The sequence below is a fragment of the Apibacter mensalis genome, from assembly GCF_001418685.1.
In the GTDB taxonomy this organism is placed as follows: domain Bacteria; phylum Bacteroidota; class Bacteroidia; order Flavobacteriales; family Weeksellaceae; genus Apibacter; species Apibacter mensalis.
This window is the reverse complement of sequence record NZ_LIVM01000010.1, coordinates 23,710-49,851: the sequence shown is the minus strand read 5'-3', so window position 1 is coordinate 49,851 and position 26,142 is coordinate 23,710. Positions and strand designations below refer to the sequence as shown.

Annotated in this window: 20 protein-coding genes and 1 tRNA gene; 12 read left to right on the top strand and 9 right to left on the bottom strand. The window is 27.8% G+C overall.

What is annotated here, in order from left to right; translation table 11 throughout:
* Positions 1-25: 25 nt before the first annotated feature.
* Complete coding sequence (folP, locus tag ASC36_RS07830; protein ID WP_055425943.1) at positions 26-847, bottom strand: dihydropteroate synthase; 822 nt, start codon at positions 845-847, stop codon at positions 26-28.
* A gap of 478 nt (positions 848-1,325) precedes the next feature.
* On the opposite strand from folP, the gene ASC36_RS07825 reads away from it, so the two are divergent.
* The 5 genes from ASC36_RS07825 (at position 1,326) to gyrB (ending at position 6,906) form a co-directional block, all read left to right on the top strand.
* Positions 1,326-2,363: an acyltransferase gene (locus tag ASC36_RS07825; RefSeq protein ID WP_055425942.1), complete on the top strand. Its 1,038-nt coding sequence runs from the start codon at positions 1,326-1,328 to the stop codon at positions 2,361-2,363.
* Positions 2,364-2,388: 25 nt separating this feature from the next.
* The gene (locus ASC36_RS07820) at positions 2,389-2,931 is read left to right on the top strand and encodes a DUF1599 domain-containing protein (protein ID WP_055425941.1); all 543 of its coding nucleotides are present in this window, start codon (positions 2,389-2,391) and stop codon (positions 2,929-2,931) included.
* A gap of 10 nt (positions 2,932-2,941) precedes the next feature.
* A complete protein-coding gene (locus ASC36_RS07815) occupies positions 2,942-4,036 on the top strand; it encodes a BT_3928 family protein (RefSeq protein ID WP_055425940.1) in 1,095 nt (364 codons plus the stop codon).
* Positions 4,037-4,055: 19 nt separating this feature from the next.
* On the top strand, positions 4,056-4,814 hold the full coding sequence (tpiA, locus tag ASC36_RS07810) for a triose-phosphate isomerase (protein WP_055425939.1): 759 nt from the start codon (positions 4,056-4,058) through the stop codon (positions 4,812-4,814).
* Positions 4,815-4,968: 154 nt separating this feature from the next.
* On the top strand, positions 4,969-6,906 hold the full coding sequence (gene gyrB / locus ASC36_RS07805; protein WP_055425938.1) for a DNA topoisomerase (ATP-hydrolyzing) subunit B: 1,938 nt from the start codon (positions 4,969-4,971) through the stop codon (positions 6,904-6,906).
* Between the two features lie 65 nt (positions 6,907-6,971).
* Here the strand turns inward: gyrB and ASC36_RS07800 are convergent, their stop codons facing one another.
* The 3 genes from ASC36_RS07800 to ASC36_RS07790 form a co-directional block, all read right to left on the bottom strand.
* Positions 6,972-7,505, bottom strand: coding sequence for a GNAT family N-acetyltransferase (locus ASC36_RS07800; protein ID WP_055425937.1), 534 nt, complete (start codon positions 7,503-7,505; stop codon positions 6,972-6,974).
* Between the two features lie 77 nt (positions 7,506-7,582).
* Positions 7,583-8,470 carry a hypothetical protein gene (locus ASC36_RS07795; RefSeq protein WP_055425936.1) on the bottom strand — a complete coding sequence of 296 codons (888 nt, stop codon included), beginning with the start codon at positions 8,468-8,470 and terminating at the stop codon, positions 7,583-7,585.
* Positions 8,467-9,147 (bottom strand): TrmH family RNA methyltransferase, encoded by a 681-nt coding sequence (locus tag ASC36_RS07790; RefSeq protein ID WP_055425935.1) that lies wholly within the window; start codon positions 9,145-9,147, stop codon positions 8,467-8,469. The genes ASC36_RS07795 and ASC36_RS07790 overlap by 4 nt, the downstream gene beginning before the upstream one ends.
* A gap of 181 nt (positions 9,148-9,328) precedes the next feature.
* On the opposite strand from ASC36_RS07790, the gene ASC36_RS11230 reads away from it, so the two are divergent.
* Positions 9,329-9,523: an asparaginase domain-containing protein gene (locus tag ASC36_RS11230; protein ID WP_073961247.1), complete on the top strand. Its 195-nt coding sequence runs from the start codon at positions 9,329-9,331 to the stop codon at positions 9,521-9,523.
* A gap of 977 nt (positions 9,524-10,500) precedes the next feature.
* Here ASC36_RS11230 and ASC36_RS07785 read toward each other — a convergent pair.
* The 3 genes from ASC36_RS07785 to ASC36_RS07775 form a co-directional block, all read right to left on the bottom strand.
* Positions 10,501-11,139, bottom strand: coding sequence for a porin family protein (locus ASC36_RS07785; protein WP_141656233.1), 639 nt, complete (start codon positions 11,137-11,139; stop codon positions 10,501-10,503).
* A 1,385-nt stretch (positions 11,140-12,524) separates the two neighbouring features.
* Positions 12,525-12,611 (bottom strand) — tRNA-Ser (locus ASC36_RS07780).
* A 341-nt stretch (positions 12,612-12,952) separates the two neighbouring features.
* Complete coding sequence (locus ASC36_RS07775; RefSeq protein ID WP_055425933.1) at positions 12,953-14,707, bottom strand: AMP-dependent synthetase/ligase; 1,755 nt, start codon at positions 14,705-14,707, stop codon at positions 12,953-12,955.
* Positions 14,708-14,881: 174 nt separating this feature from the next.
* Between ASC36_RS07775 and ASC36_RS07770 the strand changes: the two genes are divergently transcribed.
* From ASC36_RS07770 to ASC36_RS07750, 5 genes are all read left to right on the top strand, one after another.
* A complete protein-coding gene (locus tag ASC36_RS07770; protein WP_055425932.1) occupies positions 14,882-16,411 on the top strand; it encodes a GH3 auxin-responsive promoter family protein in 1,530 nt (509 codons plus the stop codon).
* Positions 16,412-16,413: 2 nt separating this feature from the next.
* Positions 16,414-16,806, top strand: coding sequence for a hypothetical protein (locus tag ASC36_RS07765; RefSeq protein WP_055425931.1), 393 nt, complete (start codon positions 16,414-16,416; stop codon positions 16,804-16,806).
* 238 nt (positions 16,807-17,044) lie between these two features.
* Positions 17,045-18,325 carry a replication-associated recombination protein A gene (locus ASC36_RS07760; RefSeq protein ID WP_055425930.1) on the top strand — a complete coding sequence of 427 codons (1,281 nt, stop codon included), beginning with the start codon at positions 17,045-17,047 and terminating at the stop codon, positions 18,323-18,325.
* Positions 18,326-18,495: 170 nt separating this feature from the next.
* Entirely contained in the window at positions 18,496-20,280 is a 1,785-nt protein-coding gene (gene uvrC / locus ASC36_RS07755; RefSeq protein WP_055425929.1) for an excinuclease ABC subunit UvrC, read from the top strand.
* Positions 20,281-20,389: 109 nt separating this feature from the next.
* Positions 20,390-21,094, top strand: coding sequence for a DUF4197 family protein (locus ASC36_RS07750; RefSeq protein ID WP_055425928.1), 705 nt, complete (start codon positions 20,390-20,392; stop codon positions 21,092-21,094).
* A gap of 192 nt (positions 21,095-21,286) precedes the next feature.
* On the opposite strand, the gene htpG is transcribed toward ASC36_RS07750, so the two are convergent.
* Positions 21,287-23,170 (bottom strand): molecular chaperone HtpG, encoded by a 1,884-nt coding sequence (gene htpG, locus ASC36_RS07745; RefSeq protein ID WP_055425927.1) that lies wholly within the window; start codon positions 23,168-23,170, stop codon positions 21,287-21,289.
* A 476-nt stretch (positions 23,171-23,646) separates the two neighbouring features.
* Between htpG and ASC36_RS07740 the strand changes: the two genes are divergently transcribed.
* Positions 23,647-25,071 (top strand): amino acid permease, encoded by a 1,425-nt coding sequence (locus ASC36_RS07740; RefSeq protein ID WP_055425926.1) that lies wholly within the window; start codon positions 23,647-23,649, stop codon positions 25,069-25,071.
* Between the two features lie 629 nt (positions 25,072-25,700).
* Here the strand turns inward: ASC36_RS07740 and ASC36_RS07735 are convergent.
* Positions 25,701-26,039, bottom strand: coding sequence for a translation initiation factor (locus ASC36_RS07735; protein WP_055425925.1), 339 nt, complete (start codon positions 26,037-26,039; stop codon positions 25,701-25,703).
* Positions 26,040-26,142: the final 103 nt, after the last annotated feature.

Sequence of the window (26,142 nt, the reverse complement as noted above, 5' to 3'; positions counted from 1 at the left end):
TTAAGTTTTTAAAACTATTTTACAATTAATTTAACATTTTCCATAGTTTGACCATTTGTTTTGCTTCTTTTACATCGTGTACACGCAACATTTGAGCACCTTTTTGCAATGCATATAAATTCAGTGCAGAAGTACCTATTAACGCATCATCAGCAGAAATTTCCAAGCATTTATAAATCATACTCTTTCTTGATATTCCAATATATAAAGGTAGATTAAATATCTTGAACTTATCCATGTTTTTTAGTAAGTTATAATTTTGTTCTAAAGTTTTACTGAATCCAAACCCGGGATCTAACAAAATATCGTTTACCCCAAATTCTTTCAACTCATTAATTTTTTTAGAAAAATAGTAATTGATATCAATTATTAAGTTTTCATAGTCTGTATAATTTCCCATGGTTTGTGGAGTTCCTCTCATATGCATTAAGACATAAGGAACTTTAAGCTTTCCTATGGTTTCAAACATTTTTTTGTCCAAAGTTCCGCCCGAAATATCGTTAATCATGCCAACCCCTTCATTTACACTTTCTAAAGCAACTTTAGACCAAAAAGTATCAATTGATAATTTCACGAAAGGAAATTCTTTTTTTATCGCTTTAATTACCGGTATAACCGTATTTAATTCAATTTCATCAGATAATAATTGAGAGTTCGGACGCGTCGATTGCCCACCAATATCAATAAAATCAGCACCTTCATCAATTAATTTTTCTGTATGCTTTAAAGCTTTATCAATAGTGGAATATTTTCCACCATCATAAAAAGAATCTTGAGTAACATTAAGTATTCCGATTATTTTAGGTTCTTTAAAATCGATCAAATCTCCATTTATATTGATTGTCATATATGCTATTTGAAGCTGTAAAATTAAAAAAATAAATAATGTATTTTTATTAAGATAGTTATATAGTTTAATTGCAACAATTATATTTTACATCTATTTATTAAACTATATATGGAAGAATATATTTTCTTGAGCAAATAAAATCAACTGAAATTTAAATGTTATTAAAGTTAATTCTTAAAGTAATATTTTAAATTTTTATATTATTATAGTTTAAAATCTCAATACTATATTATTTATTTGATAAATAATTAATATCATTATTATAAATTTGTATTTAATTTTTTTAAATTAATATAATAAAATAGATCTGTAACAATTTATTGAAATGATAGACCAATAAATTTTTAATTCAGCTTTTAAACCTAACGATAAAATGATAAAATTCTTTCATATCATTAAACTATCATGATATAGTGTATAACTATAAATAAAAAGATATAGTAACTAAAATTAACTTATTTTTGCCTTGGATTAAATGAAAAAATCTACAAATAAAAATAATATCATATGGATAGATAATCTTAGGGCTATTTCGGCTATAGGGATTGTTTTATTGCATGTGGCTGCCAGAATGAGCCATCATTATGGAAATATTCCAATTAAAAATTGGTGGATATCAAACTTTTATATCAACATAGCTAGGTTTGGTGTACCGGTATTTGTAATGATGACTGGATTATTATCATTGGGAAAGCAATACACTTTTAAGCATTTTACCAAAAAATTATCAAGAATTTTAATTCCTTTTTTGTTTTGGAGCTTAATATATATTTTCTTTAAAATAGTAGGTATTCATTATAAAGATCATATGGATCTGGAATTTAAATTTGTAATTGATTTCACATATCTAGAATTAGTTTCGGGTGCTAGTTATCATATGTGGTATATTTACATGATTATAAGAATTTATCTATTATATCCTATTATTAATCAGTGGGTTTTAGATAGTAATCCAAGACAACAATTATATTTCATAGTAGTTTGTTTTTTAATATTTTTAATATTTTATACCTTCTTTGGTAGCGTTTATTTAGTTAATTATATTAAACTTTATTCAGAATTCTTAGGCTATTTAGTATTGGGATATTATTTAGTGAGAAGAAAATATGAATATAATGTTAAATATTACCTGTATGTATGTATAACCATATATTTACTATCATATTTAGGGATTTGTTTTGATACGTATATAACATCAAAAACGAATAATATTTATATAGAACAATATAAGCCTTGGGATTTATTTCAAGCCCTTTCTGTTTTCTTACTTTTTTTCTTGATTCCGGTATTCAACAAAAAAAGTAAAATTTTAGCTTTCATAAGCGAATATAGTTACGGAATTTATTTAATACATGTTTTAATTATGTCATTGCTGGAACTATTGGGCTTAAGCGCTTATTCATTTAACCCTTTATTTTCGATTCCCGTAACTACTTTATGTACATTACTTATCTCAATTATCATATTATATACTTTAGATAAGATACCTTTAGGAAAATATGTAGTTAAATAGTACATTTGTATGTATTAAGTAAGTAATGGAAAAAACCTCAAAACAATTTGATTTAATAATTTCAATTTGCAAGGAATTATTTTTAAACAAAATGATTGATTACGGATCGGCTTGGAGAATATTACGATTACCTTCATTAACAGATCAGATATATATAAAAGCTAATCGAATCAGAACTATTCAAGAAAAAGGAGATCAAAAAATTTCTGAAGGAATAGATGAAGAATTTTTGGCAATTGTGAATTATTCAATCATAGCTTTAATTCAATTTGAAAATGGTGTTGCAGAACAACCGGATTTAAATTTAGAAGAAGCAGCTTCTCTATACGATAAAAAGGTTAGTCAAGCTAAAAACCTAATGATGCGTAAAAATCATGATTATGGAGAGGCTTGGAGAGATATAAGGATAAGTTCGATGACGGATTTAATTTTGCAAAAATTGTTACGCATAAAACAAATAGAAGACAATGATGGTAAAACTTTAGTTTCAGAAGGTTTAGACGCAAATTATTATGATATTTTAAATTATGCAGTTTTTGCTTTAATTCTATATCAGGAAAAAAAATAATTATTGTTTCATGAGATTTTTAACTCAATTTTTTAGAGTAGTTGTTGGAATAGTTTTCATAATTTCCGGTTTTGTAAAAACTATTGATCCTATTGGATTTTCATATAAATTAGAAGAATATTTTGGTGAGAGCGTTTTTAATATAAGCTTCTTACACAATTTAGCACTTCCATTGTCTATTTTTTTTGTTATTCTTGAAGTAATGCTAGGGATATTTCTTCTATTAGGAGTTTGGAGAAAATTTATACTAACTTCATTATTATTATTAATAATTTTCTTTTCTTTTTTAACTTTTTATTCTGCCTATTTCCATAAAGTTACCGATTGTGGTTGTTTTGGAGATGCAATCAAATTATCTCCCTGGACTTCGTTTTGGAAAGATATTGTTCTCTTATTTATGATTTTATTCTTAGTTTATGGTTTTAAATACATACATACTTTATTTATTTTGAAAGTTAATTGGATAATCATAAGTATAGGTTTAGTATTATGTTTATGGACAGTTTATCAAGGAATAGCTCATTTACCAATTATAGATTTTAGACCGTACGCTGTTGGAAAAAATCTCAAAGAAGGTATGAATGATGGAGAACCGGAGCAAAACATAATTATTTATAAGCTTAAGAATTTATCTACTAATGAGATAAAAAAAATGAATTCTGATGAATATATTAGTTCAGGAATTTGGAAAGATACATTAACCTGGAAAATTGTCGATACGTCAACTAAAATTATAAAAAAGGCAAAATTATCTTCTGTTCATGATTTTTCAATTGAGTGTTTAGGAAATGATATTACTCAAGAAATATTAGATCAAGATAAAATAGTAATAATTACAGTACCATTTTCAAAAAAACTTAGTATTATTGAACGGGCTAAATTGAGAAAAATCACTTTTCTATTAAAGGAGAAAAAACTTAAATTTGCCATTCTAACCAATGATCCAGTATTTTTGAATCCTATATCTTCATGCATTACAGATCAAACAACATTAAAAACAATTAATAGAAGTAATCCCGGACTCATGGTATTAAAAAGAGGAGTAGTCATTGCTAAATATAACGGTAATGATTTTCCTACCGCAAATGAAATAGAAAAATTATAAACGTAATATAAACATATATATGAGAAAAAAAATTGTTGCAGGGAATTGGAAAATGAATAAAACGTTGCCAGAAGCACAAACATTATTAGCAGAAATAGACTCTTTTATTCAATTAAATTCACCTAAATGTGAAGTTATCGTCGGCATACCTTTTATATACTTGGAAAACGCAAAAGCCAAACATAAAAATCTACAGGTTTATTCTGAAGATATTTCAGAACATAGATCAGGAGCATACACAGGAGAGATTTCTGCCGAAATGCTTACATCCATTCATGTGGACGGCTCAATCGTTGGCCATTCAGAAAGAAGACAATATCATAAGGAAACTGATGAACAAATTGGAGCTAAAGTTAAAATAGCTTTAGACAATGGATTAACACCTATTTTTTGTAATGGAGAACTATTAGAAGAAAGAAAAGCAGGTAAACATTTTGAAGTAGTAAAAAGACAAACTGAAATAGCTTTATTTAATCTAACAGCAGAAGAAATAGTTAAAGTAGTTATTGCCTATGAACCGGTTTGGGCTATAGGTACAGGTGAGACTGCTACTCCGGAACAAGCTCAAGAAATACATGCTTATATCCGTTCCTTAATTGCAGATAAATATGGAAAAGAAGTGGCTGATTCGGTATCAATACTTTATGGTGGAAGTGTTAAACCGGATAATGCCAAAGAAATTTTTTCAAAACCGGATGTAGACGGCGGGTTAATTGGTGGAGCATCTTTAAATGTAAAAGATTTTGGATCATTGATCAATACTTATAAAGAAATTTAATCAAATTATAAGCTAGTAAAAAAACAGATTTATTAATATGAATCTGTTTTTTTATTTGGTTTTAAGGGAGTACTAATATCGTAAAAACTGGTAAATATCAATATTTATACGTATATTTGTAAACATTTCTTGAAAAAAAAATTAACGATTAAAAATGAGTGAACAAAAATATACTGCAGATAGTATTCAAGCTCTTGAAGGGATTGAACATGTTCGTATGCGTCCCTCCATGTATATTGGAGATGTTGGAGTAAGAGGATTACATCATTTAGTATATGAGGTGGTTGATAATTCTATTGATGAAGCCTTAGCCGGATATTGTAATACTATTCATGTAAGTATAGGAAAAGATAATTCTATTACTGTAAAAGATAATGGCCGTGGTATTCCTGTAGATACCAATAAACAAACGGGATTGTCTGCACTAGAATTGGTAATGACCAAAATTGGCGCCGGAGGAAAATTTGATAAAGATTCATATAAAGTTTCTGGAGGATTGCATGGAGTGGGAGTATCCTGTGTAAATGCTTTATCCACTGAACTTATCGCTACGGTAAATAGGGATGGCAAACAATATCAACAAAAATATTCTAAAGGTGTTGCTTTAACTTCGGTTGAAATTGTAGGTGTTTCAACACATACGGGAACCACTGTAACATTCATTCCCGATCGCTCAATTTTTACTGAAACTGTTTTTAATTATGATACCTTAGCCACTCGTTTGCGTGAGCTTTCTTTTCTGAATAAAGGGATAACTATTACTTTATCAGATGAAAGAGAAGTCGATGAAAATGGTAATAATATAACAGAAAAATTTTATTCTGAAAGAGGATTAGAAGAGTTTGTCGAATTTATTGATGAGAACAGAGAGCCCTTAATGGATGAAATTATTCATATGGAGGGAGAAATTGATGAGATTCCGGTTGAAGTGGCTATGAGATACAATACATCATATTCTGAAAATATTCATTCCTATGTAAATAATATAAATACCCACGAAGGGGGCACGCATTTAACCGGCTTTAGAAGAGCTTTAACCAGAACCCTAAAAAAATATGCCGATGAAAATATTAACCTAGCAAAAGAAAAGGTTGAAATAACCGGCGACGATTTTCGTGAGGGTTTAACTGCTGTTGTATCCGTCAAAGTTATGGAACCTCAATTTGAAGGACAAACTAAAACCAAATTAGGTAACTCAGAAGTTAGCTCTGCTGTTGATAAAATAGTTTCAGAAATGTTAACCAATTATCTTGAAGAACATCCTAATGAAGCGAAACAAATTGTTCAAAAAGTTCTTCTTGCAGCTAAAGCACGTCAGGCGGCTAAAAAGGCAAGAGAATTAGTACAAAGAAAATCACCTTTAGGTGGAAGTGGCTTACCGGGAAAATTAGCTGATTGTTCTTCTCGTAAAGCAGAAGAAAGTGAATTATTCCTTGTCGAAGGAGATTCTGCAGGTGGAACTGCTAAACAAGGAAGGGATAGAAACTTTCAAGCAATCCTTCCATTGAGAGGTAAAATTCTTAATGTTGAAAAAGCTGTTAGCTATAAAGTTTTTGAAAGCGATGAAATAAAAAATATTTATACAGCTTTAGGCGTTTCTGTGGGAACAGAAGAAGATTCTAAAGAATTAAACCTTTCTAAGCTCAGATACCATAAAGTAGTAATTATGACCGATGCGGATGTGGACGGTTCTCACATCACTACTTTAATTTTAACGTTCTTTTTCCGTTATATGAAAGAAATGATTGAAAAAGGTTATATTTATATTGCTACTCCTCCTTTATATTTATTGAAAAAAGGTAGTAAAGAATATTATGCATGGGATGATAAGCACAGAGAAGAGATAGCTTTACAATTAGGTAATGCTCAAGGTAAAGGTTTTACCGTTCAAAGATATAAAGGTCTAGGCGAAATGAATGCAGAACAGCTTTGGGATACTACAATGAATCCTGCAAAAAGAACTTTAAGACAAGTGACTATTAATAATGCTTCAGAAGCCGATCGAATTTTCTCCATGTTAATGGGTGATGATGTTCCACCACGAAGAGAATTTATTGAAAAAAATGCTGTTTATGCTAACATTGATGCATAGAAAAAATTTGAATTATATAATTAAAAAGCCTATCTTAAACAGGTAGGCTTTTTATTATTAGAAATCTAAACATGATATACTTCGGAGTGTATTAAATTGATAACATTTTGATATTCTTTATCAATATTTATTTCTCGTAGAGACATCAATTTCATAGGGTAACTTTTACCATCTTGATGATAAGAAGGTTGCATATATTCAATAGTATTCCATAATTTAAAACCTAAACGCTCATAAAAAATAATTCGACGCTCATCCCAGTGAGAACTAGGTGGTTCAACTTCAAGAACAATGGGTAGTGAAATTTTTTTAATAAACAGTTGCATAATCTTACTTCCATAACCGAGCCGCCTATAATCTGATGATATCGCAAAATGCTCAATAAATATAAAATTATTTAACTTCCAGTAAGTAATAAAACCTATTCTTTCATTGTCTTTTATACATAACAATATTTTAAATTTATCTTTATAATCTTCGTAAATTTTAAACATTTTATCAGTAGGTCTTCTCTCTTCTACAGGGAAAGATTTAGTATAAATGTTCTCTATAAATATAACTTCATTTAGATCTAAAAGATTTAGTTTTTCAAATTTCATATTAATTTATAAATAATAATGGATAATATACAAGTATTTAAATTAGTTTAGCACGATTATTATATCGACAATATTAATTAATGATTATCAAAATAATTTAAAGATTTGATGTCTTGTTCTTGATTTGATTCATTTAAATTTTCATTATTATCAGGCGTATTATTCAATAAACCTTCATTATTGTTTTCCAATTTAATTCCAGAAAATAAGTTGCTTTGATGGTCTTTATTATAAGCTTTTTCACCTAAGATATTTAATTTATTTTCAAAACTTTCTTCGACTATAGTTTGCGAAATAAGCTCCTTATCAATTTCTGTATTACGGTTTTTTAAAGTTTGTAATTCAGCTTCATTTAAAATAATTTTTTCTTTAATTTTATTTATATGATCCTGTTCCTTTTGTGAAAGATTCTCTTTTGCTTTTAAATCAATTTTTATATAATCATCGTGAATAATTTTCTGTAAATATAAAATTTTATCAGAATTACGTATTTTTTCTTTATTAAGTTTTATACTGTAACTCTTAGCATAAGTAAGATCATCGTTGATACAAGATTTTTGTATATCTAATTCAAGATCTTGAAGAATTGGTATCGCTAATTCTTTTTCAGAATCTTTTGAATTTATAAATGTATGAGACATATTATGAAAAGACGTGAATATAGTCATATTTTTATCGTCAATGTATTCATAAGCAATATTTCCAATCCAACTTTCTCCGTTAGGAGAAAATTTAATATCAGTTCCATAAATTTTATTAATAACTCCACCTTTCACTTTACCTCCCTGTCTTTTAATAAAATTCCTCCAAGTTTTTATTAGAACCTCCTTATTGCAAATAGGGATAGAAAAACTTAAAGCTTCCATGACCTTATTTTTTTCAGTATAAGAAGATTCTTCAATATTTTGAGCATGAGCAAAAGTGCAGTATATAAAAATTAAAATTATAATTGTTATCTTATTCATTTTTTTAATGATTTAACATAATGGAAAGCAATTTCTTCTCCTGAACTTATAGATTTTATAGCCCATTTTATTTTCAAGTTGAGTTTTTGAATTTCGGTTAAATGCCAATTTAAATTACTTACTTCTAATTTTTTTCTCATTTCATAAAAACATATTCCAGCGGCAACCGAAACATTTAAACTTTTAGTGAAGCCCATCATGGGTATTTTAATACATGAATCAGCGTATTTCAATGTTTCTTCATTGATACCTTTAAATTCTGTTCCAAAGATTAAAGCTGTTGGTTTAGTAAGATGAAAATCATAAATATCTATAGCATTTATTTCAGGTGAAACCGCTACAAGCTGATAACCCATTTCTTTAATCTCTTTCAAAGATTCTATGTTGGAAGGCTTATAAGATATATCAATCCATTTATCAGCTCCTCTTGACACAGTACTTTCCGGTTTAAATTCATTTCTATTTTCTAAAGCAATCAACGATTGAAATCCAAAAGCTTCCATGCTTCTAACTATTGCACCGGCATTACGAAATTGGTATAGGTCTTCTAGTATAGGAAGTATGTAATTGGTCCTATTATGAACTAGATTTTCAATTTTTTCAAATTTTTTTTTTGATATAAGACCCGATAAATAGTTATATAGATCTAAATTGTTAAAAAATTCTTCTGGAATCATGTTTCAAAAATAATAATTAAAGCTGTTAATATTTTCATAAATTGTAGTTTAAAACCTATAAAATATAGATGAAATATTATATATTATCAATTTATACAAGTAGATAAAATTATGATTCATGAACACTAAAATCTTTTGATTGTATGCATTTTAAAAAAATAATTCCAAAGAATACGGTTAATTGAAGAAGACATTAATATATTTTAAAAAGATATATTATTCAGATATTTATATCAGTAATTTGAATAATTTAGGAAACATAATTCTAAATTCATATTCTAAATATGATGGATTTGCACTATTACCTGGAACGGATGCTATGTCAACTACTGCTTCTATAATGAGTTTTAAGTTACAGGGATTATTAAACTTTTAATATTTAGAGAATTTTAATTACCAATTTTGGAATTAAAAACAGATTCTAAAGAAAGTTTAATTGTTTCAATTTATTGTGCATCATTGTATGAAAATAAAGAACCGTTTAAGATATGACTTTATTTTGAATATCAATTGTATAAAGCTAATAAAACTATTAAATTTTAAGCATATAACATTTTGATGTATTTATATCTTCCAATTATCCTTAGCAAAGAGAGTCTTGTGTAAATCTCGGAGTTTTTAAAGAATATTTGTTAAAACTTGATACTGTTTATTTTAAGATTAATAGGAAAGATAGATATATTCACTTTTTTTTAGAAAAAGAAAAATAATAAGATTGAATAATTTGAGAAAGCGATATTGAAAATATAATTTTAAAAATGTTCGGCTAAATATTACTTTTTTTATAAATAAAATTAAAAGCTCTATGATGAAAGTTAAAGATTTAGAAAAAGGAATTGATGTTATTACCCAATCAATGTATAAGAAAAATTAAATTTTGAAAAATAACATAATATTATATTTAAGAATTAAGGAATTGTATCCTATCAAAATATTATTATATAAGTAGCTACCTTAAAATTAATGCATCTTCATGACAAAATTTTGAGAAAGCAAAAAACAAAAAATCGCTTTGATAAAAAAACTATACTAGTGAAATCATTATATCATTATTATATACTATATTAATAAAATTTAATTTAAGATTTTATATGTTAATTAAAACAATTATAATAAGAGCATCGAAAATGATTTAATGAATACAAATTTAACTATATAAAATATTTTCATATTTAATATAAATTTTTTAAATTAAAGACAAAACCTTAATTTATTTAGAGTATCAAATAGCTACAAATTATGTATTTTAAATAATTTTTTATTAAATTAATTATTTCACTAAGGGATAATAATACTTCTTTAAATTACACAATTATAAAATTAAATTGTAATACTCATTAATTATAATTTTAATTAAAAAAAGTAATAATAAGAGACGCCTAAATTTGATGTATTATGAGATTTAAACCATTTTCCATTTTTAGAATATGCCCTATAATTTTGGTATATATTATTTAGCCCCCAGTTGTATCTAACACCTATTTCATGTTTTCTAAAAAAACTAATTCCACCACCTAAACCGGCTGAAATATCGAACTTTGAAACTCCACCGTACCATTTTTTATCTCTAAATTTATTTTTTTGGTTAATTATATAACCGACTTGAGGACCTGCTTCAATAAAAAATTCATGAGTATCCTTTCCTCTACAGCAAGGAGGGAATATAAAATCTTCAAAATAAAACTTAACCATTAAAGGGACATTAATATAGGTCTGATAAAATTTCACATTAATATCTTTGCCATCTTTTTCACCTTGTTCAGAATAAACTACTTCTGGTTTAAAAAACCAACTATCATTAAAATCATTAAATGGAATTTGGGCAAATAATCCCACGGCAGGAGCAAAAACACGAGTCTCTGAGTGTCTGTGTACGTTTCTAATATTAGTAAATTGCAAGCTCCCTTTTACACCAAATTGAACTTGGGATTTTAATGTAGAAATACTTAATAATAAAATTGCTACATAAATAATTTGTAAATTTTTGATCATTTTATGAGTATATATAACTTGAACTTGTAAATATTTAAAAAATATCAATAAATAAACTATTATAAAAATTTTAACATTTGCGCAAATATAATAATTACTTCTTAAATATAAAAATTAAATTAATCGAAGAAAATATAATTAATTAAATATAAAATTTAAGTAATAATTAAAAATTATTTATCATTTTTTTATATTATTCTTTCATATTAACACAATAAAAAATGCTTAACCTAATAAAACAAAGCCTTTATACATTTAATTTATTTCTTTTATATTTAAATATAACTATAATTAAAATATTTATTCTTTACTTAATTTAATATTTTTAGTTTTATAAATAAAATTTAATAGCATAAAATTATAAAAAAAATTCGATTATAAAAACTTTATATAATAAAATTTTTAATTATGTGAACTAAAATTTATAAATTCTAATTATTATCATAAAATATTAATACAAAACCATATATATTAATAAATATTATAATAATACTTTTTTATTATTAATATATAAATTATATTAAATACCATAAATTAGTTTCTTAATGTTTATTTTAATAATAATATAAATCTAAATTGTTAAAATTTTATATTTTATATATACGAATATATAAACCTTAAATATATCATATATTAATATAAATAATGGTAATTTAAATAAATATATCTGTAGAATTAAAAATTATGAGAGCCGAATATTGATATTTATAAAAAAAAAAATTATTTTTGTAAAAATTAGCACTAAATAAACAATTTATGAAATTTAAAAGAATTATTTCCATTTTTAATTTAGAAAATACCTTACTATTTATCGCTTTAATTTTATTTTATTGTTTTGTTAAAATGTTAAAATAACAATACTTTATTTAAAACAATTTTTAAATTAGAAATGATTAATTACTTATTTTAATTGATTAAAATTTTAAATGAATTTTTACTTCCATATATTTATAATTACTATGTTATTAATTATAAATATATGGTAACCTAGGAAAATTAGAAGTAACACAAAATTATATACTTATGGCTAATTTTAATATTTTAATAAATATCTATTAATTATGAGTTAATGTATAATAAATTTTAGATGTATTGGTAGCAAGTTTTTATTCATTGATGAATTAAATAAAATTGATATAGTAAGATATAGATTATTATTTCTTTTGAACGTTTTTAAATAAAAAATGGATACATTTCTAACTTAGAAATTTTTTAAAAATTCGGTTTTAAAAGAAAATTTATACCTAATATTTTTATTTGTTCATGTTCTATTTGTATCAAAAATACGGCATAATACAGCATATTTTGTCATATTCAATAATTACTAAAATTTAATGAAAACCTTTGTATAAAAGAAAAACCCGCTTATATAGCGGGTTTATTAGCAGAGAGGATGGGATTCGAACCCACGATACGGTCACCCGTATACTACCTTTCCAGGGTAGCCTCTTCAACCACTCGAGCACCTCTCTTTGTTATTGAAGCGCAAATATAGTAATATTTTTAAATTGAACCAAGTATAATCGTAATCTAAATAAGTCTTTTAACTTATTTTAAATTGTACAATTAAAATTAACAGCAATGAAATTATAAATTCGTTATTAAATCTGTTATTTGAAGAGCCATAATCTAATACCTTCACTAATTGTAATAATAGCTTATTTTCAATAATGACTAGTAGGATTTAGGAAACAAATAGGTAAATAATAAAATATGAATTTAATTATTAAAATATAGATAAATTGGTTTCTAACTGTATAAAACGATTAAAATAATATCAGTTGTTTTATCTATGGATTTGATTCATAAATTTTTAATTATACATATCTTCAATCAGAAATTTAAATTTCTCCAACACTATTTTACGTCTAACTTTTAAAGTAGGTGTAATTTCGCCTTGATCCATATTAAAATCCATTGGAAGTAGTTGGAATTTTTTAATTTTTTCGAATTCGGATAAATGCTTCTGAATATGATTTATTCTAGTAGTAAATAGGTCTTTTATTTTTTGATTAGATATAAGTTCATCATAAGAATTAAAATGAATATTAAGACTATCTGCTAAACGTTTTAAAGCTTCAAAGTTTGGTACTAATAAAGCGGTAACATAAGGCTTATTATCACCTATAACAACAGCTTTTTCAATAAAATTATCATTAGTCAATAGATTCTCAATCAGTTGTGGACAAATATATTTTCCGTTAGAAGTTTTCATTAAATCTTTGATGCGGTCAATAATAATTAAATTACCGTTATCATCAAATTTTCCTGCATCACCCGTTTTAAACCAACCGTCAGCAGTGAATGCTTCTTTAGTTTCTTTTTCCTTCTTATAGTAACCTTTAAAAACACCGTATCCTTTGATTAAAATTTCATTTTCAGCGCCGATACGTATTTGAACTCCTGTCATGGGTTTTCCAACAGAATTATATTCATAGTTTTTTAGAGGAAATGCTGCTACAGTTGCTGAAGTTTCAGTTAACCCGTATCCTACACGTAAATGAAATCCAATGGAATCAAAAAATTCAGTTATTTCTGGACTAATGGACGCTCCCCCCACAGGAATAAACCAAAGATTTCCTCCCAATTTTTTTTTAATTTTTTTAAAAAAAAGAGTATCAATTATTTTATATTGTACAGCTAATGAAAAAGGTATTTTTTTGTCATTTCTTTTTAAATTAGCATATTTACTACCAATATTTAAAGCGGATTTAAACAGTTTTTTAAGAATTTTAGGGCTGTTTTGGATTTTCTCATTAACGGAAATATAAATTTTTTGAAAAAAACGAGGAACCGAACACATCGCTGTCGGTTTTACTTCTATCAGAAATTGAGAAATTTCTTTTGGATTTTCACAAAAACTTACTTGCCCTCCACATGAAAGGACAAAAGAGCTCCAACATTTTTCGAAAACATGACTTAAAGGTAAAAAAACTAAAGAATTTTCATTTTTAGGACTAAAGCCGAAAAAACTTTTATGAGCATTGCAAGCCTCAATAAAATTTCCATGGGAGAGCATTACACCTTTAGGTTCTCCGGTTGTTCCGGAAGTATAAATAATAGATGCAATATCATCTTTATCTTTGTAAGCTACTTCATAATCTGTAGGCTGATCTTTAATCAAATGATAAAAATGATAAGAATATTTACTTTTTAATTCAATATTATTTTTAGCTACTAAAATATGTTCAAGAGATGTTCCCTTAGAGTAAATTTTTAAACAATTAGTATATTGTTTTTCATTTCCCGCAAGAATAATTTTCACGTTAGCTTCTTCAATAATATATTCTGCCTGCTCTGAGTTAATTGTTGCAAAAATAGGAACGGTAACAGCTCCAATACTTAAAATCGCAAAATCTAAAATCACCCATTGCGGCATATTATCAGCATATATGGCAATATTATCATCCGGTTTAGCACCTAAAAATTTTAAAGCATTAGCCGTTTGTTTTACTAAATTAGTAAATTCTTGCCAAGTATAAGATTTCCATTGATGATTTTCTTTAAAATTTAAGGCTACTTTAGAAGATAATACTTGATTATCAAGTATAATTTGTGAAAAATTCATATATAATTTTTATTATCGAAATTTAAAATAAGATATACTAAAATTTTGAAACGTAAATTTATGAATAATATAATAGTTTTGAAATTAAGGTATGTTAATAATTTCAAAAATTGATTAATTTTAGGCTAGGTTTAGTAATATTATGTATTTTTATATTCTAAAATTAGTAATAAAATGGTATCAGGAATTGTAAATACCTTTATCCAATGGTATGTAAAAAAAAGGGTTAAGCAAATGGAAATGTTCATAAATAATCCTGAAGATGCCCAAAATGCCGTACTAATTTCCCTTTTATATAAGGCAAAAGATACAGAATACGGTAAAAAATATAAATTTAAACAAATAACATCATATAAGGATTTTAAAAATCAAGTTCCTCTTGTACATTATGAAGATTTTGAACCTTATATAACAAGGGCACGAAAAGGCGAAAAGAACGTTATATGGCCCGGATTAATTAAGTGGTATGCAAAATCTTCCGGTACTACTAACGCAAAAAGTAAATTTATTCCTATTACTGAAGATAGTTTACATGAATGTCATTACAAAGCCGGAAAAGATTTATTTTCCATGTATTCCTACCATAATCCGGAAACTAAAATTTTTGAATGTAAAAATTTAAGACTGGGAGGGACCAGGGAAAATTATACTGGTTTTGATTCAAAATATGGAGATTTATCTGCTGTATTAATAGACAATCTACCCTTTTGGGCAGAATGGAAAAGCACACCAGATAAAGAGGTCTCTCTTTTAAAAGATTGGGAAATCAAGTTACCGGCTATTGTTGAGCAGGTAATTAAGCAAGATGTTGGAAGCTTTACCGGAGTTCCTTCTTGGATGATGGTACTATTAAGGAAAGTATTAGAAGCTACAGATAAAAAATATATTGATGAAATATGGCCCAATGTTGAATGTTTTTTTCACGGAGGAATAAGCTTCACCCCTTATTTTGAACAATATACATCAATATTTTCCAGACCTATTAAGTACTATGAAATTTACAATGCTTCTGAAGGCTATTTTGCCATGCAAGATACTAATGAAAGTAAAGACATGCTATTAATGTTGGATTATGGTATATTTTATGAGTTTATTCCCATGGATGAATTTTATTCTGATAATCCGACTCTTTTATCTTTAGAAGACGTAAGGTTACATACTAATTATGCATTAGTTATAACAACTAATGGCGGTCTTTGGAGGTATATTATAGGAGATACGGTTAAATTTGTATCTAAAACCCCTTACCGAATTAGGGTTACAGGAAGAACTAAATTTTATATAAATGCTTTTGGAGAGGAGTTGATGGTTGAAAATGCTGAAAAGGCGCTAAAACAAGCGGAAAAAGAAACTCATGCAATAATTTCAGAATACACGGCCGGACCTATATTTATGAAAGGAAAAGAAAAAGGTTCGCATGAGTGGATTGTAGAATTTGCGCGTCAACCGGATTCTCTTGAAAAATTTACAGAAGTATTAGATAATGAATTACAAAAACTAAATTCTGATTATGAAGCTAAAAGATACAATAATATGACGTTAAGTATGCCCAAAGTACACTCAGCAAGGCCCCATCTTTTTTATGATTGGATGAAGCAAAGAGGCAAATTGGGTGGTCAAAATAAAATTCCCCGTTTAGCCAATGATAGGGAATATTTGGACTCACTCTTGAACCTGGATTTTAAATTATCAAAAAAACTTTAATAATGAAATCATTTTTATTAATTTTAAGTACTATTTTTAATTTGCTATCTTGTTCATCGAAAAATAATATCAATACTTTTATAGTAGGGAATGATGCGGATGAACATGGATGTAAAAGATCTACCGGATCACAATGGTCTCAAACTAAGAATGAGTGTATTCAACCTTTCACGGAAGGAATTAAATTAAAACCTGTTTCTGCTGCTTCAACTCAAGCAGCTTATATACTTGTAGATTATAACCAAATTGAAATATTTTCTACAGAAATATCCGGTTCGGTGGTTGTTCACAAGATAAATAATAACAAATGGAAAAACGAGAGTTGGGAAATAAAAAAAGTTAATGACAAATATATCTTAGAAAAAGATGGTAAAACACTTTATAAAAGTAATTAGTTGAATAAAACTTATATAAAGTATATTATCTATGATACAAAAAATAGTATAAGTTATCTACTTTAAGACTTGCATAGTTTCTTTTTTTTGATTTTAAGATAAAAGAAATAATTTTCAGAATTATTTTGTAAAGTTTAAGAAAAATACTCGAAGTAAGAATTGGGAAATTTATTGCTTATAACTATAAAAATTTGGATTGGAAATAAATAAATTACGTTAAATATCATTAAAAAACAGGATGAGCCAGTCACCTTTAGCAGAAAGAATGCGTCCAAATACCCTTCAAGATTATCAATATCAAAATCATTTAATTGGAAAAGATGGACCAATTAAAAGAATGGTGGATAGCGGAAATTTGGCTTCCATGATTTTTTGGGGTCCCCCGGGAACCGGCAAAACAACTCTTGCAGAAATTATAGCTCATGAATCTAAGAGGGATTATTATACACTTAGTGCAGTAAGCTCAGGTGTTAAGGAAGTAAGAGAAGTAATTGAAAAGGCTAAAAATCAAAACCTGTTTACAGGAAAAAGCCCTATTTTGTTTATTGATGAGATACACCGATTCAATAAGTCGCAACAAGACAGCTTATTACAGGCTGTGGAAAAAGGGTGGATCGTTTTAATTGGAGCTACCACAGAAAATCCCAGTTTTGAAGTTGTTTCGGCCCTTTTATCTCGATGTCAAATATATACACTTTATCATTTAGATAAGAAAGCCTTATCAAACTTACTGCAAAGGGCTATAACCGAAGATGAAGTTTTATCTAAAAAGAAAATTATCATTGAAGAAGAAGAAGCATTAATTCACTATTCAGGAGGAGATGCAAGAAAATTGTTAAACAGTTTGGATTTAGTAATTCAACAATTTAGTGATCAGAATGAAATACATATCAATAATGAAGAAATAAAAAAAGTCATACAACAAAATATGGCTTTATATGATAAGGACGGAGAACAACATTATGATATCATTTCAGCATTTATAAAATCAATACGCGGTTCAGATCCAAATGCTGCCGTATATTGGTTGGCCAGAATGCTAGATGGAGGAGAAGACATTAAATTTATTGCCAGGAGAATGATTATTTCAGCATCTGAAGATATAGGAATGGCTAATCCTACCGCATTGATTTTAGCAAATAATACATTTCAGGCAATTAATGTAATAGGGAACCCTGAGGCAAGAATTTTATTGAGTCAATGTGCTATATATTTGGCTACTTCTCCGAAATCTAACACTTCCTATTTAGCAATTAATTCAGCCTTATCTTATGTAAGATCAACCGGAAATTTGCCGGTGCCTCTTCCTTTAAGAAATGCACCCACTCAATTAATGAAAGAGCTAAATTATGGTTCAGATTATAAATATGCCCATGACTATCATGGAAATTTTGTTTATCAAGAATTTTTACCGGAAGAAGCTTCTCAAAAAACCTTTTATCATCCCGGAAATAATCCAAGAGAAAATAAACTAAGGGAATATCTTAAAAATTTGTGGATAGATAAATATGATTTTTAATTTTCATATAGAATTAAAACATATGCTGATAATAAGATAAAATACTCAAAAAAATATGATTATATTCTACAAAAATAAATCAATCATAATGGATGAGTTTGGCATATTTTTCTTAGATATTTATTAAATTGCTTATGCATACTTTTGAATAGGAAATTTCAATAATATACATGTCATTAGAACTTCAGTTAAAAACATTACCTAACAAACCTGGAATTTATCAATTTTTTGATGAAAATCAGAAAATTTTATATGTTGGAAAGGCTAAAAATTTAAAAAAAAGGGTTTCTTCTTATTTTAATAAAGAACACGTGGGTAAAACTAAAGTTCTGGTTTCTAAAATTAAAAATTTAAAAATTACTATCGTAGATACTGAATATGATGCCTTGTTATTGGAAAATAATCTAATTAAAGAATTTCAGCCTCGATATAATATCCGCTTGAAAGATGACAAGACCTATCCTTGTATTTGTATTAAGAACGAACCATTTCCAAGAGTTTTTCTAACCAGAAAGTTAATACAAGACGGCTCTGAATATTATGGACCCTATAGCTCCGTAGTGGTTGCTAAGACATTATTAGAGTTAATTAAAAGTATTTATCCACTGAGAAGCTGTAATTTAGATTTATCCCAAGAAAAAATACAATCACATAAATTTTCGGTTTGTCTTGAATATCATATCCATAACTGTTTAGGGCCCTGTGAAGAAAATCAGTCCCTTGAAGAATATTTAGATAATATCAAAGAAATAAGGGATATTATTAAAGGGAACATTAACGAACCGTTAGCTTCCTTACGAAAAAAAATGATTCAGTATTCTCAAAAAATGGAATATGAAAAAGCCCAGCAAATTAAGGAAAAACTGGATGTATTAGAAAAATATCAGGCAAAATCAACCGTTATTTCTCCAACTATTTCTAATGTGGATGTTTTCGGAATTACTTCAGATGAATCTGCCGCTTACGTTAATTATTTTAAAATCGTTAAGGGTAGAATCATTCAATCCTATACGACAGAAATTAAAAAGCAGCTTGATGAGCCGGATGAGGAAATACTTCAAAAAAGTATGATAGAAATAAGGAAAAAATTTAATTCTGCATCAAAAATTATATATATTCCATTTTCTGTAGACCTGAAAATACCTGATGTTAAATTGTATATTCCCAAAATAGGGGATAAAAAGAAAATTTTAGAATTATCTGAAAGAAATGCTAAGGAATATAGGTTAGAAATGATTAAGCAGGCTAAAATTGTAGATCCGGAACGACACTCCAATCGAATTATGGCTGAAATGAAAACCCTTTTACATCTTCCCGAAGAACCGCGATTGATTGAAGGTTTTGATAATTCAAATATTCAAGGAACTAATCCGGTTTCTGCCTGTGTTGTATTCAGAAATGGCAGACCGAGTAAAAAAGAATATCGTATTTTTAATGTTAAAACCGTTGAAGGGCCAAATGATTTTGCTACTATGAAGGAGGTTATTTACCGGAGGTACAAAAGGCAATTGCAAGAAAACAATGAATTACCTCAACTTATATTAATTGATGGGGGTAAAGGACAATTGAGCTCTGCTTATCAATCATTAGAATTACTCGGTTTAGCAGGAAAAATACCAATTATTGGCATTGCTAAAAGACTAGAGGAGCTCTATTTTCCCCACGATTCAATCCCTTTATATTTAGATAAAACCTCTGAAACCTTAAAAGTATTACAAAAAGTGCGAGATGAAGCGCATAGATATGGAATTACCAGACACAGAAATAAAAGAAGTAAAAAAACATTTACCACCGAGTTGGAAACAATTCCCGGTATCGGAAAAAAAACCATTGAAATACTCCTTAATCATTTTAAATCCGTTTCAGCTATAAGACAGGCTGATAAGACTGAAATTCAAAAGCTCATTGGAGATAAAAGAACAACAATTATACTAAACTATTTTGAGGCTAAGTAATAAATTTTACTAAGTTTTATCGAGTTACTTAAAAGTTAATTAGGTTAATTATTAACTATTATTCAAATATAATAGTATTTTTGCCTTTTATTTTCAAATAATAAAATTTATGAATTATACAGTTTTTTCTAAAATCGGGTTGCTTTTTATTTTTATGCTAGGTTTTCAATTAGGTAGCTGTCAAAAAAAATCACCTACTAATCAAGCTGCCTTAAATGCAGTAAAAAAAATTCTTACTGCCAGTACCAATCAAAGTTTATTAGTATTAAAAGACACCGGATCGTTCTTAATTAATACAAAAATGGAGGAAGCATTACCTGATGAGCTTAGGGAGATTAATACGAAGCTTGAAGCGTTAGGATTATCCAATATTGTAGAAAATGAAAAGCAAAATATTGGAAAAGCTGCTCAATCTTCGGTTAAATTACTTAAGCCTATCATTAATTCTGCGATTAATGATATTACTCCATTAGATGCTGCATCTATTATAACAGGTGGAAAGGGAGCAGCTACTCAATATTTAAAAAAGAAAACAGAGGCTAAGTTTATCGCTACTATACAACCCGAAGTTGAAAATGAATTAAATAGCAGTGGAGTAACCACTTTAGTAAATTCTGCATTAAATGATAAAAGAGTTCAAAATGCTTTAGCTATAATTACCGGAAATAATGCTTCAACAATTGAAAACAAAAATAATTCGATTGCAAGTTATGCCACTAGTCAAATTGTTAATGGATTTTTCCAAGTAGCCGAAGAATATGAAGTAAACCATTCAAATTTTTCTTCTAATCTTATTGAATCTTTAATTAAATAGTTTGTAATTAGAAAACTTACTGATTTAAAAATTTATCTAATTTATATATGTAATAAATTTTATACGTTTAGAATAATTAACAGACTACATCGGAAATGAAATATTCTAAATTTAAAATTACTTATTAAATAAAAACGAAAATTAAAAAGCCATTCTTATTAGAATGGCTTTTTATATAGAATAGAATTACTATTATTTAATCATTTCATAGCTTCGCTTAATAAAATCGGTGAGATCTTTGCCTTTTAATATATTTTGAGAAAGTTTAGCTAAATCTAATGCCTGTTTAATAATAGACGCTTTTTCACCTTTATTATCTTTTTTTAAGATTTCGGAAGCTAAAGGACTATTCGTATTTATAACAAGATTATAAGTTTCGGGAAAATTACCCATCATTCCAAACATTCCTCCGCCTACTTGTTGCATATCTTTCATTCTACGCATGAATTCCGGTTGAGTCAAAATAAATGGAGCATCCTCCTTACTCAAATTTTCCAAAGAAATGGTATAGGTTTTAGAATCTATATTTTCTTCAATTTCTTTTTTAAGGGTTTCTTTTTCTTCATCGGTTAAAATGGAAACCGTATTTTCATCTTTTTTTATAAGATTATTGATATGATCTGCATCTACTCGCACAAAAGAAATATTTTCTTTGGAGGTTTCCAATTTTTGAATTAAATGAGGAACTATAGGAGAATCCAACAACAATACTTCGTAGCCCTTTTGCTTCGCTGTTTGAATGTATTGATCTTGTTCATCTAAGTTAGATGCATATAAGATCACTAATTTACCATCTTTATCGGTCTGTTGGTCTTTAATCTTATCTTTTAATTCATCAAAAGTATAGTAAATATGATCTACCGTAGGGTAAAGTGCAAATTTATCTGATTTTTCATAGAATTTCTCTTCGGAAATCATTCCGTATTCTATAACTACCTTAATATCATTCCATTTCTTTTCAAAATCTTCGCGGTTTTCATTGATTAGGGAAACCATTTTATCAGCTACTTTTTTAGTGATGTAAGAAGAAATTTTCTTAACTGCACCGTCAGCTTGCAGGTAAGAACGAGATACATTTAATGGAATATCCGGAGAATCAATAACTCCTCTCAATAACATTAAGAAATCAGGAACGATCCCTTTAACTTCATCGGTAACAAAAACTTGATTTTGATACAGTTGAATTTTGTCTTTATCTAAATTTAAATTATTAGCTAATTTAGGAAAGAATAAAATTCCCGTTAAATGAAACGGATAGTCTACATTCAAATGAATGTAAAATAACGGTTCGTCAAATTGCATCGGATACAACTCGTGATAAAATGCTTTATAATCCTCATCTTTCAGTTCTGAAGGTGATTTGGTCCATGCGGGATTGGGATTATTAATAATATCATCAACTATAACTTTTTCAGGTTTAGCATCTTTATCGGCACCTTCCGGTAAGGGTAAAGTTTCTTCCTTAGTTCCAAATTTAATCGGAATTGGCATAAAGCGATTATATTTTAATAACAGCTCACGAATTTTATATTCTTCTAAAAATTCTGAAGAATCTTCTGCAATATGTAAGATGATTTCAGTACCTCGATCTTTTTTATCGGAAGGACCTAAATCAAATTGAGGACTTCCGTCGCAAACCCACTGTACTGCCGGAGCATCTGTATATGATTTGGTGATTATTTCCACTTTGTCAGCAACCATAAAAGCAGAATAGAAACCTAGACCGAAATGTCCGATAATTCCTTCTTTTTCAGCATCTTTGTGTTTAGAAATAAAATCTTCCGCCCCTGAAAATGCAACTTCATTAATATACTTTTGAACTTCCTCTTCAGTCATCCCGATTCCTTGATCAATTATGTGAAGAGTTTTATCTTCTTTATTTATTTTGATTTCTATAATTGGATTTCCATATTCAACTTTAGTTTCTCCAATATTTGATAAATGTTTAAGTTTTAAAGTAGCATCGGTAGCATTGGATACCAGCTCACGTAAGAATATTTCGTGATCGTTGTATAAAAACTTTTTGATCAGCGGAAAAATATTTTCAACCGATACATTGATATTTCCTTTTGCCATATATAATATTTTATTTTTTACGATATTTTTTAATTATTTTTAAAAAGTCAAAAAAAGTACCAATAAAAATTTAATGACAAAATGTCGGAAATCATGCATAAAACAAGATAATACTATTACTTTTGGCTGGCTTTCACTTTTAGCTTTTATATTTTATTCAAAAAATTTAAAGGTTACAATTAATTCTAAAAATATATATTAATCTAGTAATAAAAAAATGAAAACGTATTGACTATGATTTTAAGGATATTTCTAAAAAATTAAAAATTAGCTTTAAATTTAAATTTTTTGGATTGATCAGATAAGAAGAATAAAAAAACAGGTTATTTTTTGAATTTCATTATATTTGTAAAATTTATAGATTTCATATAAAATATAAGATAAATATATTTTGAATTTCATGAATATATAAAATTGAGCATAACATCTGTTATTTCCTATATAAATACTAAATTACAAACTGTAAATATTTAATTTTGAATAAATTAAAGTCTGAAAGAGCCAACAAAGAATTAAAGAGAGGATTATCTAATCGACATATACAACTTATAGCTTTAGGCGGGTCTATAGGTACCGGTTTATTTTTAGGAATCGGACCGGCCGCAGTAATGGCCGGGCCATCAGTAATTTTAGGTTATACCATTGCCGGATTTATTGCTTTTATGATTATGAGGCAATTAGGGGAAATGGTAGTTGAAGAACCGGTTTCCGGCAGTTTTAGCCATTTTGCCAACAAATATTGGGGGCCTTTTGCGGGTTTTGCCTCCGGTTGGAATTATTGGTTGTTATATACTTTGGTGAGCATGGCGGAGTTAACCGCCATAGGAATGTATGTACATTTTTGGTGGCCACAAGTTCCTTTATGGGCTTCGAGCTTATTTTTTTTTGTGGTTATTAATTTAATTAATCTGGCTAATGTAAAGATTTATGGCGAAGCAGAATTTTGGTTTTCAATCATAAAAGTTATTGCAATTATTGCTATGATTCTTTTTGGAAGCTATTTATTGATCAGCGGTTCGGGGGGATCCAAGGCGTCTGTAAGTAATTTATGGAATGACGGTGGATTTTTTCCTAAAGGCTTATTTAATTCAGATGGAGCAGGGGGGTATCAAGGATTACTTGCCTCTATGGCTTACATTATGTTTTCCTTTGGTGGGTTGGAATTAATCGGAATTACTGCATCCGAAGCCGAAAATCCGGAAATAACTATTCCCAAAGCAACCAATCAGGTAATATACAGAATTCTTATTTTTTATACAGGGGCCTTACTTATTTTATTTTCGCTTTCTCCTTGGAGAGAAATAACAACCGGGAGCAGTCCCTTTGTGACCGTTTTCGACACGCTTAATGGTCTTAACTTTACTTTATTTGGACATACTTTTTATTTTACCAGCATTATTGCAAACGTATTAAATGTAGTAGTTCTTACCGCTGCTCTTTCTGTATATAACAGCAGTGTGTATAGCAACAGTAGGATGTTATACGGTTTGTCTAAACAAGGAAATGCCCCAAAATTTTTATCAAAGCTTAATTCCAATCATGTACCGGTGATGGCTATATTGGTTTCTGCCTTATTTGCTGCTTTATGCGTTATAATTAATAAAGTAGTACCGAAGGAAGCTCTTAATTATTTAATGTCTTTAGTGGTTTCTTCTCTTATCATCAATTGGATTATTATTAGCTTAACTCATTTTTATTTTAAGAGAAGCAAAAATAAAGAAGGAATGTATAAAACTAAATTTCCTTCTTTATGGTATCCGTTAGGAAACATTCTTTGTTTGATTTTCTTAATAGGAATTTTACCTATAATGTGGTTAACCGGTATGGAATTATCTATTGAGTTGATTCCTATTTGGTTATTTGTTTTATATTTCTGTTATAAATTTTCCAACTATAAATGAATTTTACTACTTGTATTCTTGGCTTATTTTCTATGGAGAGTTTTTGAATCTTCTAAAACATTGACATTTTTCCGAAACAATAAGTAAATCTAATTTTATTAACAAAATAAATTAGAACATGTAAGCTTTTCCAATGCGTGTTGTATCATTTTTTCTATGGAATAATAAAGGTATTTACTATATGTTCTCATATATCTGTTTGCAATTATCGTATTCATTGATAATATTCTATGTCTCATAAGTTTGAAATCCATTAATAGCTGAGTTTCCCTTTTAATAATATTGTTAATTCTATGATTTTATATCTATAACTTGTAAATTTTTCATTCATCTTTTCAACATCTAAAGCTAATTGTAAATTTTTTACTAAGACCCATGCGATCCAATAGCTGTAGCGATTATTCCGATTATAATAGATGAATTTTTACATATAAGATCAAATAATTCTTGAGAGCTATCAACTACATAAGGATCAGTTCTTATCTTATTTCAGTTGGTTTGAAAGGTGAAAGATTATACAATTTCGTTTGCGTAAAAATTTTCGGTATCGGCATAAAAAATTATTAAGCCTTCGAATCTTAAAACTTTAGTATTTGAAGTAAAATTTTTTTAATTCTACTGATTTTATTTTATCCACCTGCCCGTTTTACGTAAAATCCTTTTTCTTTTAAAATATCCATGATTTTATCTCGATAATTTCCCTGAATAACTATGATTCCGTCTTTAGCAGATCCACCGACACCTAATTTGGATTTTATTTCTTTGGCAAGTTGTTTTAAATCTTCTTCTGCTCCGTTATAATTTTCCAAAATGGTAACGGGCTTTCCATTTCTTCCTTTTTTTTCATACTTACAAATAATGGGATCATCTTGCATAAATAATTCTTTTTCAGGAGTAGATGAAAATTCTTTTGATTCATCAAAATGATGATCAGGAAATAATTTCTTAAGCTGATCTTGCAAATCCATGATGTTGCTTTATATATTACCATTACGAATTTAGTGATTTTTTTGGTATCAAAACTTCATTGAAGAATAAAATAGCCAGGATTTAATTATACATATTTGGCTG

Coding starts and splice junctions, on each gene's coding strand:
- ASC36_RS07795 (WP_055425936.1), bottom strand. CDS start 8,470: ATGAATAAGATAACAATTATAATTTTAATTTTTATATACTGCACTTTT.
- ASC36_RS07815 (WP_055425940.1), top strand. CDS start 2,942: ATGAGATTTTTAACTCAATTTTTTAGAGTAGTTGTTGGAATAGTTTTC.
- uvrC (WP_055425929.1), top strand. CDS start 18,496: ATGTCATTAGAACTTCAGTTAAAAACATTACCTAACAAACCTGGAATT.
- ASC36_RS07785 (WP_141656233.1), bottom strand. CDS start 11,139: ATGATCAAAAATTTACAAATTATTTATGTAGCAATTTTATTATTAAGT.
- htpG (WP_055425927.1), bottom strand. CDS start 23,170: ATGGCAAAAGGAAATATCAATGTATCGGTTGAAAATATTTTTCCGCTG.
- ASC36_RS07800 (WP_055425937.1), bottom strand. CDS start 7,505: ATGAAATTTGAAAAACTAAATCTTTTAGATCTAAATGAAGTTATATTT.
- ASC36_RS07760 (WP_055425930.1), top strand. CDS start 17,045: ATGAGCCAGTCACCTTTAGCAGAAAGAATGCGTCCAAATACCCTTCAA.
- tpiA (WP_055425939.1), top strand. CDS start 4,056: ATGAGAAAAAAAATTGTTGCAGGGAATTGGAAAATGAATAAAACGTTG.
- ASC36_RS07790 (WP_055425935.1), bottom strand. CDS start 9,147: ATGATTCCAGAAGAATTTTTTAACAATTTAGATCTATATAACTATTTA.
- ASC36_RS07750 (WP_055425928.1), top strand. CDS start 20,390: ATGAATTATACAGTTTTTTCTAAAATCGGGTTGCTTTTTATTTTTATG.
- ASC36_RS07770 (WP_055425932.1), top strand. CDS start 14,882: ATGGTATCAGGAATTGTAAATACCTTTATCCAATGGTATGTAAAAAAA.
- gyrB (WP_055425938.1), top strand. CDS start 4,969: ATGAGTGAACAAAAATATACTGCAGATAGTATTCAAGCTCTTGAAGGG.
- ASC36_RS07820 (WP_055425941.1), top strand. CDS start 2,389: ATGGAAAAAACCTCAAAACAATTTGATTTAATAATTTCAATTTGCAAG.
- ASC36_RS07825 (WP_055425942.1), top strand. CDS start 1,326: ATGAAAAAATCTACAAATAAAAATAATATCATATGGATAGATAATCTT.
- ASC36_RS07765 (WP_055425931.1), top strand. CDS start 16,414: ATGAAATCATTTTTATTAATTTTAAGTACTATTTTTAATTTGCTATCT.
- ASC36_RS07775 (WP_055425933.1), bottom strand. CDS start 14,707: ATGAATTTTTCACAAATTATACTTGATAATCAAGTATTATCTTCTAAA.
- folP (WP_055425943.1), bottom strand. CDS start 847: ATGACAATCAATATAAATGGAGATTTGATCGATTTTAAAGAACCTAAA.
- ASC36_RS07735 (WP_055425925.1), bottom strand. CDS start 26,039: ATGGATTTGCAAGATCAGCTTAAGAAATTATTTCCTGATCATCATTTT.